We start from the raw sequence: 13631 nt of genomic DNA on the forward strand, positions 1-13631 counted from the left end.
GGAAACCCTCCACGATTCGGGGGGAACCACATCGGTGCGCGCTAGACGCCATGCCGGCGGGCGCCTGCGCCGCCTGCTACCGGAGCGGTCCGCCGACCCATTCCGAAAGCCCGGCCCCGCAGTCGCCCGGCCGGCCCGGCAGTCGCGGCAAGACCCTCCACACCCCGCGCCCCCTCCACAGCCGGGACGGATCACGCAGTCCGACGCCGCAGAAGCCGGGCCGGCGAGACCGATACTGCGTGTCCATGAGCACAGACCGACCTCGCCCACCCGTCATCACCTCGTCCGAACTACTCGCCCGGGGTTACAGCCGCCGAGCGCGGGAGCACGCAGAGCGCACCGGACAGCTCTACCGTCTCCGTCACGGTGTCTACGTGCCCGCCGCCGACCTGCCCACCGGTCCCGACGAGGCCGAAGCCATCCTCGAGATGCGCTCGCGCGCCTCTGCGAGGTTCATCAGCCCCGGCACGGTGATGTCGCATACTTCCGCGCTCGTGCTGCACGGTCTGCCCGCCCAGGATCTGGACACTCGGCGGGTCACCACGACAAGGCACCGTCCGGGCAGCGGGAGCAGGCGGGGCGAGAGCGCGATCTGCCACAGCCTGGATCTCGGTGACGCTGTGACGGAGCTCGATGGCATCCCGGTCACGACTCCGGCGCGGACGATCGTCGACGTGGCGCGGACGAGCCCGTTCACCGGCGCCGTCTGCGCTGCCGACCAGGCTCTGCGTCACTCTCTGTGCACCCGGGCCGAACTGGCGGCCGAACTCGACGCCGCCGCCGGGAGAGTCGGCATCGCGCGGGCCCGCGCAGTGGTGGCATTCGCGGACCCGGGTGCCCACTCGGTGCTCGAGTCACTGAGCCGGGTCGCCATCACCCGCGCCGGGCTCCCCATGCCCCGGCTCCAGCATGAGTTCGTCCTCCCGGACGGCTCGCGGACCTTCGTCGACATGTACTGGAAGGAATGGGGACTCGTCGGGGAGGCGGACGGTTCGGGGAAGTACGGGATCGACGACGGCGAGGCGGGCGTCCGCCGGAAGCTACGCGATGAGAAGAATCGCCAGAACGAGATTGAAGCGCTGGGCAACATCTTCAGGAGATGGCAATGGGAGGACTACCGGCGTGGCCGGATCGTGCCCCTCATCCGCGAGGCGATGAGACTCCAGGAGTCACTCGGCCGGGGGCCGCGCCGCGGGGCCTGAGGGCGATTGCAGTATGCGTACCGTCGACCACTCGGGGAAGATCGCCGGCCACAACACTCGCCGGCCCGTGCAGGCGCTGATGCGCCTGGCGTCTCGCGCACGCATCTGGCGTCTCGCTCGCGCGCATGCCCATCTGTACCGCAGCCGCCCGTCGCGAGGGCGTCCCGCCTGCGCATCGGTGCGCGCCAGACGCCATGGCGGCAAGCGGCTCGGGACAAGCGCGGGGGTGGCAGCTCAGAGCAGGGCGTGGCAGCGGCGGATCCGCTCCAGCCACCAGTCCCGGCGGTCGGCGCTCGCTCGCAGGCCCTCCAGCCTCGCCGGGTCCGGGGCCACCGCTGCCACCGGGAGATGGCCGTCGACCAGCGAGAACACGCCGGGCTCCACCACGTCCTCCACGAAGAACCCGCCGGTAGCCAGTCCGGCGGCGGGGAGGTCATCGTCGCCTGCTGCTCCGCCGCCCGCTGCTCCGCCGCCCGCCGCTCCGTCGCCCGCCGTTCCGCCGCCTCCCGCTCGGCCAGCCCCGGAGCGGACACCCGGGAGCGCCGCGGCCGCAGCGACCCCGGCCGCGACCCCCACCGCCGAGTCCAGCGCGCTCGAGACGGTGACGGGCACACCCAGTTCCGCGGCCACGGCGAGGAGTCTGCGGGGCCCGCCCAGTGGGGCGACCTTGACCACCGCGCGGTCGGCGCCGCCCGCCCTCACCACCCGGAGAGGGTCCTCGGCCCGGCGGATGGACTCGTCGGCGGCCACGTCCACGTGCACCCCGTCGGCGGCCAGACGCGCGCGCAGCTGCACCAACTCATCGACGGTGGCGCACGGCTGCTCGACGTACTCCAGGCCCAGGCCGTCCAGGGCGACCGGCCCCGTGCCCGGAGCGCGCCGGGAGTCGACCGCTCGGACCGCCTGGTCCAGGACCCGCACCGCGTGCGCGGCCTCCGCGACCGTCCATGCCCCGTTGGCGTCGACCCGGACACGGGCGTCGGGGCGGGCCTGCAGGACCGCGGCGACCCGCGCGACGTCGTCGACGAGCTGCTGCCCCCTCTCGGCCACCTTGATCTTGACCGTGCCGCACCCGGGGAACCGCTCAAGGATTCCCGCCACCTCGCCCGCCGAGACCGCAGGGACCGTCGCGTTGACGGCAACCCGCGAGCGCAGCGCCAGCGGCGGGCCCTGCCACGCCATCTCCAGCGCGGAGCGCAGCCAGTGGGCGGCCTCGGGGTCCTCGTACTCCGGGAAGGGACCGAACTCGCCCCACCCGGCCGGACCCTCGACCAGTGCCACCTCGCGTTCGGTGACGCCGCGGAACCGGACCCGCATCGGCAGGGCCACCACGTGGACGCGGGCGAGCAGATCGTCGATCGACTCGGGGCCCGGTACGGATGTCATGGCTCCACGCTAACGTCGAACCCATGACCGAGAGCAGCGCAGCGCAGGGCGAGACCGCGAACCCGTTCGATCCGTCGCAGTGGCGGGAGGTCGAGGGCTTCCGGGGCGGCAAGGACCTGACGGACCTGACCTACCATCGCCACGTCGGCGAGAGCCGGGCCGACGGGATCGTGCGGATCGCCTTCGACCGCCCCGAGGTGCGCAACGCCTTCCGTCCGCACACCGTGGACGAGCTGTACCGGGTGTTCGACCACGCCCGCCGCTCCCCCGATGTGGGCACCGTGCTGTTCACCGGCAACGGACCGAGTGCCAAGGACGGCGGCTGGGCGTTCTGCTCGGGCGGGGACCAGCGCATCCGTGGGCGGTCCGGGTACCAGTACTCCACCGAGCACGACTCGGACGTGGCCGGCGCGACGGCCGACAAGGTCGACGAGGCGCGGGTGAAGGCCGAGGGCGGGCGGCTGCACATCCTCGAGGTGCAGCGGCTGATCCGTACCATGCCCAAGGTCGTGATCTGCCTGGTCAACGGATGGGCGGCGGGCGGCGGGCACTCGCTGCACGTGGTGAGCGACCTGACCCTGGCCAGCCGCGAGCACGCCCGGTTCAAGCAGACCGACGCCGACGTGGGGTCCTTCGACGCCGGGTACGGCAGCGCGTACCTGGCCAAGCAGGTGGGCCAGAAGTTCGCGCGCGAGATCTTCTTCCTTGGTCAGGCCTACACAGCCGAGGAGATGTTCCAGATGGGCGCCGTGAACCGGGTCGTGGACCACGCCGAGCTCGAGAACACCGCGATCGAGTGGGCGCGGCAGATCAACGGAAAGTCGCCCACCGCGCAGCGGATGCTCAAGTTCGCGTTCAACCTCACCGACGACGGCCTCATGGGCCAGCAGGTGTTCGCCGGCGAGGCCACGCGTCTGGCGTACATGACCGATGAGGCCGTCGAGGGCCGGGACGCGTTCCTGGAGAAGCGCGCCCCGGACTGGGACGACTTCCCCTACTACTACTGATCAGAGAACCGAACCGGTCCATGCCCGCCACCCGCGACCTGCGCGTTGTGCCCGTCCCCGGCGGCACGGCGGTGGCCGAGCTGTACCCCGAGTTGGAGCAGCTGCTCGACGACCGCGGCCCGGCCCTGCTGCCTGTCCCGGCCGATGATCCCGTGCGCACGCGCCTGCTCTCGGACGCCATGCGGCCCGGTGACCCCGTCGACGACCGCACCGCGCTGGTGGTGAGCACCTCGGGCTCGACGGGCACTCCCAAGGGGGCGATGCTCTCGGCCTCGGCGTTGGCCGCGTCAGCGTCCGCCACGGATGCGTTCCTCGGCGGGCCGGGCCGCTGGCTGCTGGCACTTCCCGGGCACCACATCGCCGGCCTGCAGGTGATCCTGCGCAGCCTGCGAGCCGGTCTGGAGCCGGTGGTGATGGATGTGACCGGGGGATTCGATCCGGCATCCCTCCCGGACGCGGTGGACGCCTGCCGGGCGGGCGCCAGCACCGGGTCGGGCGTTGGCGGCGGTCCCACCCGCGCCTACACCTCCCTCGTCCCCGGCCAGCTGGCCAAAGTCCTCGACGACGGCCCGCCCGAGGCCGTGACCGCCCTGGCCTCACTCGACGCCGTGTTGCTGGGCGGAGCAGCGGCCGCCCCGGAGCTGCTCGCCCGCGCCGCCGCCGCCGGCATCCGGGTGGTCCGGACCTACGGCATGAGCGAGACCGCGGGCGGATGTGTGTACGACGGCGAACCGCTCCCCGGGGTGACGGTGGAGATCGACGATGACGACGGTGGCCGCGTCTGGCTATCCGGCCCGCAGGTGGCCCTGGGGTACCGCAACGCACCCGGTCACCCGGCGTTCGCCCGCGCAGGATGGTTCCGGACCGACGACGCCGGACGGGTCGGTGAGGACGGCAGGCTCCGGATCCTGGGCAGACTCGACGAGGCGCTGAGCGTCGGCGGGCTCACGCTCCTGCCGCAGGCGGTCGAGGACTCGCTCCGTCAGCACGCCGCGGTGGTCGACGTCGTCGTCGTCGGGATCCCGGATGCCCGCCTCGGCACCCGGCCCGTCGCGGCGGTCACCCTGCGGACCGCGGTCACCTCGGACGAGCTCCGCTCCCACGTGACCTCTTTGCTCGGGGCCCACGCGGCGCCCGCCGCGGTGGCCGTCGTGGACGCACTTCCCCTGTTGCCGGGCGGCAAGATCGACCGGCGGACCGTCGCGGCGCGGTTCGTCGATGGGACAATCGGAGGATGACCCGCGAGACCGACTTCTCCGATGCCGCCGAGCGCCCCGAGGACCCCGAGCACCCCGAGCACCCCGAGCACCCCGAGTATCCCGCCAGGCCCGCCGGCGCCTCCCTGTCCGACTGGCTCCAGGGGGCCCGACCACGGACGTGGCCCAACGCGTTCGCCCCGGTCCTGGTGGGTTCGGCGGCCGCGGCGCTGGCCGGAGGCTTCGTCTGGTGGAAGGCGCTACTCGCACTGGTGGTGGCGTGGTCGTTCATCGTGGGCGTCAACTACGCCAACGACTACTCCGACGGCATCCGCGGAACAGACGACGACCGCGTGGGCCCGCTGCGTCTCGTGGGGTCGGGACTCGCCCGCACCCAGGCGGTGAAGTGGGCGGCGTTCGCGTTCCTCGGTCTGGGCGGTCTGGCCGGGGTGGCGCTCAGCGTCACCTCGGCGCCGTGGCTGATCGCCGTGGGCCTGCTGTGCATCCTCGCCGCCTGGTTCTACACGGGCGGCAGGACCCCCTACGGGTACCGCGGGCTCGGCGAGGTGGCGGTGTTCGTGTTCTTCGGCCTGGTGGCCGTGACCGGCACCCAGTTCACCCAGCTCGGGTCCGTCACCTGGTACGCGCTCGTCGCGGCGGTGGCCGTGGGCAGCTTCTCCTGCGCGGTCAACCTCACCAACAATCTGCGGGACATCCCGTCCGACACCGAGGCGGGCAAGATCACGCTGGCCGTCCGGCTGGGCGACTCACGAACCCGGGGCCTGCACGCCGTCCTGGAGTTGCTGGTGCCGCTCCTGGCCACGCTGGCGCTGATCCCGGCGACGCCGTGGGCGCTGCTGGGTCTGTTGGCGATGCCGGTCGCGTGGAAGGCCAACGCGCCGGTCCGGGCGCGCGCCACGGGCGCCGGGCTCATCCCCGCGCTCACGGTGGCCGGGATGGCCATGCTCGCCTGGAGCGTCCTGGTCAGCGCCGGGATGCTGATCGCCTCCCTATAGCACTACTTGCCGAGCGACCCCTCGGGCACGGCGTCCCAGGCCGCCCGGATACCGTCGTTGATCGCCAGCGCGGCTCCTCGGAGAGCGTCCCTCACCTCGATCGGCAGCGGGAGCGCGTCGATATCGGCAATGGCGATGGTGCCGGGCGCAGGCGGTGCCGCGGGGGCCGGGGCAGGGGCGGGCGGCGCCACGGGGGCGGGTGCCGGAGCCGGCGCTCCCCCGCCTGCACGTCCGGTGATGGTGACGGTGGTCGTCTCGGTCCGCACGGGGATGCCGCCGATGTAGGCGGTCGCCACGGGCCGGTACACACCCGGGGTGGTCGGCACCCCCTGGATGGCGGTGGTCCGCGGGTTGTAGGTCAGCCCTGGCGGCAGACCCTGGAACTGCAGTGTCGCGCCGGGCGGGAGAGTCACCTGATCGCTGACGCGGTTCTCCATGTAGACGCCCACCGGGAAGCTCAGCGACGGCAACGCGGCCGGCGCAACCTCGGTGGCCTCGATCACGACGGGCGCGGCGTCAGGGGACTCCACCTGCCCCGACGCCACCCCGATCGCTGCCATGGCGGCCAGGGCGGCGGCGGAGGCGATGACGGGACGGGTGAGGTGCATGCGTGCCTTCCGGGGGTCGGGTCCGAGTGCGATCCAGGCCACCGTAACCCACGAATGCACGTCACCCCGAGGCCTTCTCATCATATGAGAGGGACTCGGGGTGGACGTGGTCACCGGCGGCCTGCGCGGCCGCCGGGAGTTCGTGGGTCTCAGCCGCGGCCGTTCGCGACCGTCGGACCCGGGGCCTGGACGGTGCTGGGCGCACCGGCCGCGACGGTGGGGGCGGTCGATCCGGCCGATCCACCACCGTTGCTCGAGCCCCCCGTGGATGTGCCCGGAAGCGCGGGGAGCAGCGAGGAGGTGCCCGGGGCGGAGGACCCGCCGCCCAGTGCCAGGCCGAGTCCGGCGAGGCCCAGCAGGGCGATCCCCGTGAAGGCGAGGCCGGGCGCGAGGGCCCCGAGGGACCCGGAGTCGACGGGCGAGGAAGAGCCGGGCACCTCGACCTGGCCGACGGTGTTCAGCCCACCGCCCGCGGTGAGGTCGCCTCCGGTGGTGGTCTCACCTTCCGTGGTCGACCCGGTCTGACCGCCGGTGTCGATCAGTGAGCCCAGCGGCCCCAGGCTCTCGGTGTCGATACCGCCGGTCACCTCACCACCGGCCTGCCCGCCCGCGTTACCCGCCGACCCGAGCGGCGATCCGGCGTCGGGGGTGGTGTCGTCACCCGGGGCGCCACCGGCCAGGCTCCCCAGGTCGAGCTGCCCGTTGGCGTCGCTGCCGAGCGGCGCGGAAGGGGTCTGACCCGGGGCGTCGGGGGTCGTCCCGCCGGTGCCGAGCGATCCGGTGACCATCTCGCCGGCGGACTCCCCTCCGAGCGAGGTCACGATGCTCACGACGGCGCCGAGGATGGCATCCGTGCCCGCGGAACCCGTGGTGATCTGCCCGCCGGCCTGGGCCTCGCCCCCGAGGCTGCCCTCGACGGCGGCGGCGGACCCGGCCTCGGCCCCGATCGGAGCGGTGCCGTCGGGGTTGTTGACGGTGAGGGTCACGGGGATGGTGACCGGCTGGCCGCCGAGGGTGCCGACGACCGACACGGTGTAGACGCCCGCGGCCGCGGTGGTTCCGGAGATGACGCCGTCCGCGTAGGTCAGCCCCTCGGGCAGACCGTTGACCTCGGTGATGACGATGCCACTCCACTCGCCGGCCCCGACGAGACCCTGGAGATCGAACGAGTAGGAGGCGCCGGCGTTGAACGCCGGGGCCGAGACGGCGACGGTCTGGACGTCACCGCGGACCGTCGGGGCGTCGGGGGTGGCGACGACGACGCCGCCCACGAGGGCGACCGCGGCCGCGGCTGCGACGGGGGCGACGAGGCGACCCCGGACGATACGACGGGGGCGGGCGAGGCGAGCACGCATCGGCTGGTTCCTTCCGGAGGGGTTCGGATCGCTCACTCCCCGGATATGGGAGCGCAGACCATTACAAGAATCACTCTAACCCCGTACACATCAACTGTCTACTTCTGACTCAATAGTCACAGAATTCTCCTGAGTCTCACTAGTCACACACCCAGTGGGGTATTCACTCGCGGATGGGTCCGAACTTATCGCCGCGCCGCCACCAACTCCCCGCTCAGCCCGGACCCCCCGCTCAACCCACGACATGACCGCCCAGGCCACGACAATGACCGCGGCCCGGCCCCCTGAAGGGGACCGGGCCGCAGGCTCGGGGTTCTGGACCGGAAGAAAGTCGCCGCTCAGGCTCCGGGGGTCGGGACGCTGGTCGGCAGTGCGACCGCTCCGGTCCGAGACGCCGGGACGTCACCCGCACCCTGTCCGACCGGGCCGGCGGTCCAGGTCGAACTCGAGGGGGAGGTCGAGGTGGACGTGCCCGACCCACCGCCGAGGCTGCCCACTCCAGAGCTTCCTGTGCCGTTGGGGGCGACGGTCCCGGTGACCGTGGTGACCGGGTTACCGTTCCCGTCGACGATGACGGTGACCGGCGGCAGAACCATCTCGCCGCCGAAGACGGCCGTGCAGAGCGGTTCGGTCAATGATCCGGTCTGCCCCACCAGAGTCGCGCCTCCACCGGGCCCCGCGACCACATCGAGCAGGTTGGGGAAGCCCCCCAGTGCGGAGGTGACGAAGTCGAGGACGGCGGTCGGGACACCCGAGATGCCGAACAGCGGATAGAACTTGGCGACCGAGCCGCCGAGATCGGGCAGCTGACACGTCGCCTCGGACTCCGGCGCGAGGTCGCCCACGCTGGTGTCCTCCGCGCTGTCGGTGTCGAGGCTGCCCTCCTCACCGACACTGCCGTCATCCACACTGCCGCTTCCGGAGCCCTCGCCGCTCCCGCCCGGGAGGCTTCCGGAGTCGCCGCTGCCCCCGATGAGGCTGCCGAGGTCCAGGCTGCCCGTCGCCGAGCCGTCCGGCCCGTCGCCCCCCGCCTGGGCACTGACGATCGGGACGGAGAGCGCGACCGCCATCAGGGCGGCGGCGGAGGCGGTGACGACCCTGCGGGCGGACATGGCGATGAGACCCCTTAGCTGGAGACGGACCAGGATGCGACGAACGCGGTCACACGCCATCACGGTTGAGTGGCGCCTGTTCTCGACAGGAGGACTGTATCCCGATCGGCCGGTGTCCGGTAGAGCTTCGGCGAAGCGTCAGCGATCAGTCTCCGAGACTCCCCGCGCCGGTTGTGAACATCCCGAGCAACGCAGCCGGGGCACTGCCGAGAGCCGCCCCTCCGGTGGCCTCGGCATCGGCCCCGCCCGAGGACTCGCCACCCAGCAACGACGGCGAGAGGGTGCACAGGATCTGCCCGGCCGACCCCAGGTCCTGGGTCGAGCCGCTGTCCCCGAGGATCGACGGGAGCATGTTCACCACGGCGTTCACCAGGACCAGGAGCAGTCCGGAGGTCTCCGCGTCCCCGCCTCCGGTGAGAGCCGGCAGGAGAGCGCCCACCGAGGCACCGTCCACCTCCCCGTCACCGAGGGCGGCGCACAGGTCGGGCGTGGTGCCCGTCTCGTCGTCGGTGGAATCGAGTTCGGAACCGTCGGGCTCCACGGCGTCGGCCGCCGGGATACCGGGCACGGCGGAGAGGGTCGGGGCCGGCTGCGCGGTGGTGGTCGCGGCGTCGGGAGCGGTGGTGGTCGCGGCGTCGGGAGCGGTGGTCGGCGCGGGGTCGGCGGTCGCAGCGGGAGTGGTCGTGGCCTCCTCGTCGCCGACGGTCGCGGTCGACGGATCGACCACGGTGACCGTGAGCTTCTCGGACTCGGACACCGGTCCGTTGGAGACGGTGACCAGCACCTCGTAGTCTCCCGCCCGGGTGGGCGTCCCGGAGATCACCCAGCCGTCCTGGGTCAGACCGTCGGGCAGTCCGGTGACCTGGATGGAGGTGCCGGCCGGGATCGTGCCCCCGGCGGCACGGGCCACCACGGGTTCGAGGTCGAGGTTGACCGGGACCCCGAGCTCCATCTCCTGGGCCGTCGCGTCCTCGGCCGCGGGGTCCTGGACCCCTGCATCCTGGCCGGTCGCGTTCTGCGCCAGCATGATGTCGCCGGCGGCGACGCCGGTCGGCGCGGACACGGCGACGACGGTCCCACCCCCGACGACGGCGAGCGCGGCCAGCGCGCCTCCGAGAGCGAGGGAACGAGTGCGGGGGGCGGGGCTGTGGGGGCGGCGCTGGAACATGGATTCACCTTGTCGTCCGGGGGGCGGGGCACGACCGGGGCAGCCCAGTCACCTGTGCACCATACGTCACATCAGTCACACTGACCACACCCGTGCGCCGGGTGTCGGGGTGCCGGGCACTGGGTGCCGGCGTGTCGGGCACTGGGTGTCGGGGTGTCACCCGGTCAATACACTCGGCGGCGAACGCCACGCCCGAACAGGCTGACGCCGTGCCCGACGGAAGGACCCCCGTGACCCCACCTCCCGAGATCGCGATCCGGGCGCGCGGCCTGCGCAAGACCTACACGCGCGGCCGGGTGCGGGTCCGGGCCCTCGACGACGTAAACGTGACGGTGGACAAGGGGCGGTGGACCGCGATCATGGGCCCCTCCGGCAGCGGCAAGTCCACGCTCATGCACTGCCTGGCCGGCCTCGACACCCCGGATCAGGGCACGGTGTCCATCGGGTCGACCGACATCACCCGCCTCGGCGACGCCGGGCGGACGCGCCTGCGGCGGACCAGGGTCGGGTTCGTGTTCCAGTCCTTCAACCTGGTCCCCTCGCTCTCGGTGCGCGAGAACATCGCCCTGCCCGTCCGGATGACGCTGCGCCGCCCGGACCGCGCCCGGTTCGACGCTCTGGTGGGCGAGCTCGGGATCGGCGACCTGCTCCGCCGACGACCGCACGAGCTCTCGGGCGGCCAGCAGCAGCGGGTGGCGATCGCCCGCGCATTGCTGCCCCGACCCGACGTGGTCTTCGCCGACGAGCCCACCGGCAACCTCGACTCCGAATCCGGGGAGGCGGTGCTCGGTCTGCTCGGTGCGTGCGCGCGGGAGAGCGGCCAGACAGTGGTCATGGTCACCCACGACACCCACGCCGCCGCCTACACGGACACGGCGTTGATCCTGGCCGACGGGCGGATCGCCGACGAGGTCGACTCCCCCACCCAGGACACCGTCGACGCCGCCATGCGCACGCTCGCCGGCCGGCGCGCGACCCCCGCGTGAACCCCCGGCTGGTTCTGGGCCAACTCCGCGCGAACGCGGTCCGCTACCTGGGCACGGTCCTGGCCATCGCCGTGGCGGTGGGGTTCGTCCTGGCCTCGGTGGGCGTCCTGCGCACGATCTCGGCCAGCGCGGACGCCACCTTCGGCCTGCGCTACGCGGGCACCTCGGTGCTCGTGCAGAACCTCGGCGACCGCACCTCCGCCGGTTCCGACGCCGGGCGCGCCGAGGCCGCCGAGGCGCAACGGCTCGGCCTGGAGGCCATCGCCTCCACTCCCGGGGTCCGGGCGGTCACGGTCGACACGCGATCGTACGTCCGGGTCCGTGTGGAGGGTCGGGCCCAACAGATGACGACGGCGACGGCGCTGTCCTCCGACGACGACCTGCGGTGGCAGAGGCTGGCCTCCGGCAGGCTGCCCGACGGGCCCGGTGAGGTGGCCGTGCGCGCGGACTCCGACATCCCCCTGGGGGCGTCATTCGAGGTCCGGCCCTCCGGCCGCTCCGACCCCTCCCCCGTCACGGTGGTGGGCCTGTTCGACCTGTCGGGCCAGCCCGATCTCGAGGCGGCGTTCCCGCTGTACACCGTCGACGATCAGATCCAGCAGTGGTCCCAGGCGGGCGCCGGCGGGGACGTACGCGTGGCAGGGGACGGTTCGGTGCCCGACCCCGTCCTCGCGGCGCGGATAGCCGAACGCCTCTCCGACCTCCCGGGAACCTCGGCCGTGGAGGTCTCCACCGGCACGGCGGAGGCCGAGGCGCTCGCCGAGTCGTTCGTGGGGGGCCGCGACGTCTACACCCGGGCCCTGCTCGCCTTCACCGTCCTGGCCGTGGCGGTGGCCTCACTGGTGATCGCCACGACCTTCGCCGTGGTGTTCGCCGCCCGCGTCCGCGAGACCGCGCTGCTGCGCTGCCTGGGCGCCTCGCGGCTGCAGCTGCGCCTGTCCGGGGCCGCCGAGGCGCTCGTGGTGGCCGCCCTCGCCACCGGTCTCGGACTGGCCCTGGGCCGGACGGGGGTCTCGGCGGCCACGGAGCTGGCCCCGAGGCTCGGGGTGACGATCCCGCTCCAGGAGGTCACCGTGCCTCCGGGTGCGTACGCCCTCGCCGCCGCGGTCGGGCTGGGGGTCACCCTGCTCACCGCCCTCCCGGCGTTGTGGCGGGCCACCGCGGGTAGCCCGCTCGCGGCCCTCCGACCGACCGACGTCCTCCCCGACCCGTGGTGGCGCCGCCTCGTGATGGTCCTGGCGGGGTCCGCCGTCGCGGCCGCGGGGTGGACGGCGATGGGATCCGCGGTGGACTCGCGGTCGGTGGTCGAGGCCGGGGCATGGGGGGTGCTCACGTTCCTCGGGGTACTTGCGGTGACGACCGGGGCCCTGCCCACCCTGCTCGGCGTCATCGGCACGGCCGTCGGGCCGGCCCTCGGCCCCGTCGGTCTTCTCGGCGCCCGCAACACGGCGCGCAGCCCACGCCGCACGGCCGCCACCTCGGCCGCCGTGCTGGTCGGTGTGACGCTCACCTCGACCATGGTCACCGGGATCGCGCTGTTGGGACCCGCCATCGAGTCCCGGTTGGTCGACCGCGTCCCACTCGACGTCGCCGTCACCTCACCCGACGGGATCCTGCCCGGCGCGCTGCCCGAGCAGCTGGCGGGGCTGGACGGGGTGGCGGAGTCCCTCGTCGTCGTCGACATGTACGCCCGCGACGACGAGGGCAGACGAACGGTCCTGCGCGTGGCCGACCCGGCCCGGGTGGCGGAGGTGATGCGCCGGGAGATCACACTGCCCGGCCCGGGCGAGATCGTCCTGCCCGAATCCTCTCCCGTGGCCGCCGGCGCACGTGACGGGGACACCGTCCGGTTCCGGTTCTTCACCGACGACGACGCGCGGGACCTGGTGGTCCGTCGCACCACCGACCAGTGGGCCCTCGCCGACCCGGGCAGCGTTCCCGACTGGCCCCCGGCGCTCACGCCGGACGGGGCGCCCTGGCCGGAGGGCCTGGAGGTACCCCAGGAGTTCGTCCCCCGCACCGAGCAGTGGCTCCGGATGGAGGGCGGGCTGGAAGGCGAGCGGCTCGAGGCGGCGCTCGACGGGGTGCGGTCGGCGGTCGTGGAGGCCGACCCCTCGCTGGCGGTCACCGAGACGTTCGCCTCGCGGGAACAGGTCGCGGGATCCGTCCGGACCGTCCTGACGTCCAGTGCACTGTTGCTCGCGGTGGCGGTGGCACTTGCCCTGGTGGGGGTGGTCAACACGCTCACGCTGTCGGTCCGGGAACGGACGCGCGAGATCGGCCTCCTCCGGGGCGTGGGCGTCACCCGGGCCGGCGTCTGGCGGATGCTCGTCCTGGAGACGGCTCTGGTGGCGTTGAGCGCCTCGGCTCTCGGAGTGGCCCTCGGTGCGGCGTTCGGCCGACTCGGCGCGGTCGCGATGACGGGGCCTGCGAACGCCGGTAACATAGCACTGCCGGTGAGCGATCTGGTCACCGTGGGGGTCGGCGGAGTAGCGGCCGCCGTTCTCGCCGCCTGCCTGGCCTCGATCGGGGCGGCGCGGACACGGGCGGCGGAAATCTGACCGATGATGACATGACGCACCGCCCCGACCGGTA

At 73.1% G+C, this 13631-nt stretch carries 11 protein-coding genes; 6 read left to right on the forward strand and 5 right to left on the reverse strand.

The annotated features are described in order from the left end of the window. The first annotated feature begins 245 nt into the window (after positions 1-245). A complete protein-coding gene (locus CEY15_RS08995) occupies positions 246-1202 on the forward strand; it encodes a hypothetical protein (protein WP_176475061.1) in 957 nt (318 codons plus the stop codon). A gap of 234 nt (positions 1203-1436) precedes the next feature. Here CEY15_RS08995 and CEY15_RS09000 read toward each other — a convergent pair whose 3' ends face one another. Next, positions 1437-2588, reverse strand: coding sequence for an o-succinylbenzoate synthase (locus CEY15_RS09000; protein ID WP_095718156.1), 1152 nt, complete (start codon positions 2586-2588; stop codon positions 1437-1439). A 23-nt stretch (positions 2589-2611) separates the two neighbouring features. Between CEY15_RS09000 and CEY15_RS09005 the strand changes: the two genes are divergently transcribed. Genes CEY15_RS09005 through CEY15_RS09015 form a run of 3 tightly spaced genes read left to right on the forward strand, consistent with a single transcriptional unit; the run spans position 2612 to position 5807 of the window. Further along, positions 2612-3595: a 1,4-dihydroxy-2-naphthoyl-CoA synthase gene (locus tag CEY15_RS09005; RefSeq protein ID WP_095718157.1), complete on the forward strand. Its 984-nt coding sequence runs from the start codon at positions 2612-2614 to the stop codon at positions 3593-3595. Positions 3596-3615: 20 nt separating this feature from the next. Continuing rightward, positions 3616-4833, forward strand: coding sequence for an o-succinylbenzoate--CoA ligase (gene menE, locus CEY15_RS09010; RefSeq protein WP_095718158.1), 1218 nt, complete (start codon positions 3616-3618; stop codon positions 4831-4833). Beyond that, positions 4830-5807, forward strand: a complete 978-nt coding sequence (locus tag CEY15_RS09015) for a 1,4-dihydroxy-2-naphthoate polyprenyltransferase (protein WP_245847441.1) — start codon at positions 4830-4832, stop codon at positions 5805-5807. The genes menE and CEY15_RS09015 overlap by 4 nt, the downstream gene beginning before the upstream one ends. Before the next feature lie 2 nt (positions 5808-5809). Here CEY15_RS09015 and CEY15_RS18470 read toward each other — a convergent pair whose 3' ends face one another. The 4 genes from CEY15_RS18470 to CEY15_RS09035 form a co-directional block, all read right to left on the reverse strand. Next, positions 5810-6415 carry a hypothetical protein gene (locus CEY15_RS18470; protein WP_176475062.1) on the reverse strand — a complete coding sequence of 202 codons (606 nt, stop codon included), beginning with the start codon at positions 6413-6415 and terminating at the stop codon, positions 5810-5812. A 149-nt stretch (positions 6416-6564) separates the two neighbouring features. After that, positions 6565-7770 carry a hypothetical protein gene (locus tag CEY15_RS09025; protein WP_095718160.1) on the reverse strand — a complete coding sequence of 402 codons (1206 nt, stop codon included), beginning with the start codon at positions 7768-7770 and terminating at the stop codon, positions 6565-6567. 338 nt (positions 7771-8108) lie between these two features. Continuing rightward, complete coding sequence (locus CEY15_RS09030) at positions 8109-8882, reverse strand: hypothetical protein (RefSeq protein WP_095718161.1); 774 nt, start codon at positions 8880-8882, stop codon at positions 8109-8111. 145 nt (positions 8883-9027) lie between these two features. Beyond that, positions 9028-10050 carry a hypothetical protein gene (locus CEY15_RS09035; protein WP_095718162.1) on the reverse strand — a complete coding sequence of 341 codons (1023 nt, stop codon included), beginning with the start codon at positions 10048-10050 and terminating at the stop codon, positions 9028-9030. 230 nt (positions 10051-10280) lie between these two features. Between CEY15_RS09035 and CEY15_RS09040 the strand changes: the two genes are divergently transcribed. Both CEY15_RS09040 and CEY15_RS18970 read left to right on the forward strand, forming a co-directional pair. Further along, positions 10281-11036, forward strand: a complete 756-nt coding sequence (locus tag CEY15_RS09040; RefSeq protein WP_095718163.1) for an ABC transporter ATP-binding protein — start codon at positions 10281-10283, stop codon at positions 11034-11036. Next, positions 11033-13597, forward strand: coding sequence for an ABC transporter permease (locus tag CEY15_RS18970; RefSeq protein WP_095718164.1), 2565 nt, complete (start codon positions 11033-11035; stop codon positions 13595-13597). The genes CEY15_RS09040 and CEY15_RS18970 overlap by 4 nt, the downstream gene beginning before the upstream one ends. Positions 13598-13631 lie beyond the last annotated feature (34 nt).

This window comes from Dietzia natronolimnaea (assembly GCF_002289575.1).
In the GTDB taxonomy this organism is placed as follows: Bacteria; Actinomycetota; Actinomycetes; order Mycobacteriales; family Mycobacteriaceae; genus Dietzia; species Dietzia natronolimnaea_A.

Excerpts from the sequence above, each read along its gene's own strand:
- CEY15_RS09000 (WP_095718156.1), bottom strand. The coding sequence starts at position 2,588 with ATGACATCCGTACCGGGCCCCGAGTCGATCGACGATCTGCTCGCCCGC.
- CEY15_RS09005 (WP_095718157.1), top strand. The coding sequence starts at position 2,612 with ATGACCGAGAGCAGCGCAGCGCAGGGCGAGACCGCGAACCCGTTCGAT.
- CEY15_RS09025 (WP_095718160.1), bottom strand. The coding sequence starts at position 7,770 with ATGCGTGCTCGCCTCGCCCGCCCCCGTCGTATCGTCCGGGGTCGCCTC.
- CEY15_RS18470 (WP_176475062.1), bottom strand. The coding sequence starts at position 6,415 with ATGCACCTCACCCGTCCCGTCATCGCCTCCGCCGCCGCCCTGGCCGCC.
- CEY15_RS09030 (WP_095718161.1), bottom strand. The coding sequence starts at position 8,882 with ATGTCCGCCCGCAGGGTCGTCACCGCCTCCGCCGCCGCCCTGATGGCG.
- CEY15_RS09035 (WP_095718162.1), bottom strand. The coding sequence starts at position 10,050 with ATGTTCCAGCGCCGCCCCCACAGCCCCGCCCCCCGCACTCGTTCCCTC.
- CEY15_RS09015 (WP_245847441.1), top strand. The coding sequence starts at position 4,830 with ATGACCCGCGAGACCGACTTCTCCGATGCCGCCGAGCGCCCCGAGGAC.
- CEY15_RS08995 (WP_176475061.1), top strand. The coding sequence starts at position 246 with ATGAGCACAGACCGACCTCGCCCACCCGTCATCACCTCGTCCGAACTA.
- menE (WP_095718158.1), top strand. The coding sequence starts at position 3,616 with ATGCCCGCCACCCGCGACCTGCGCGTTGTGCCCGTCCCCGGCGGCACG.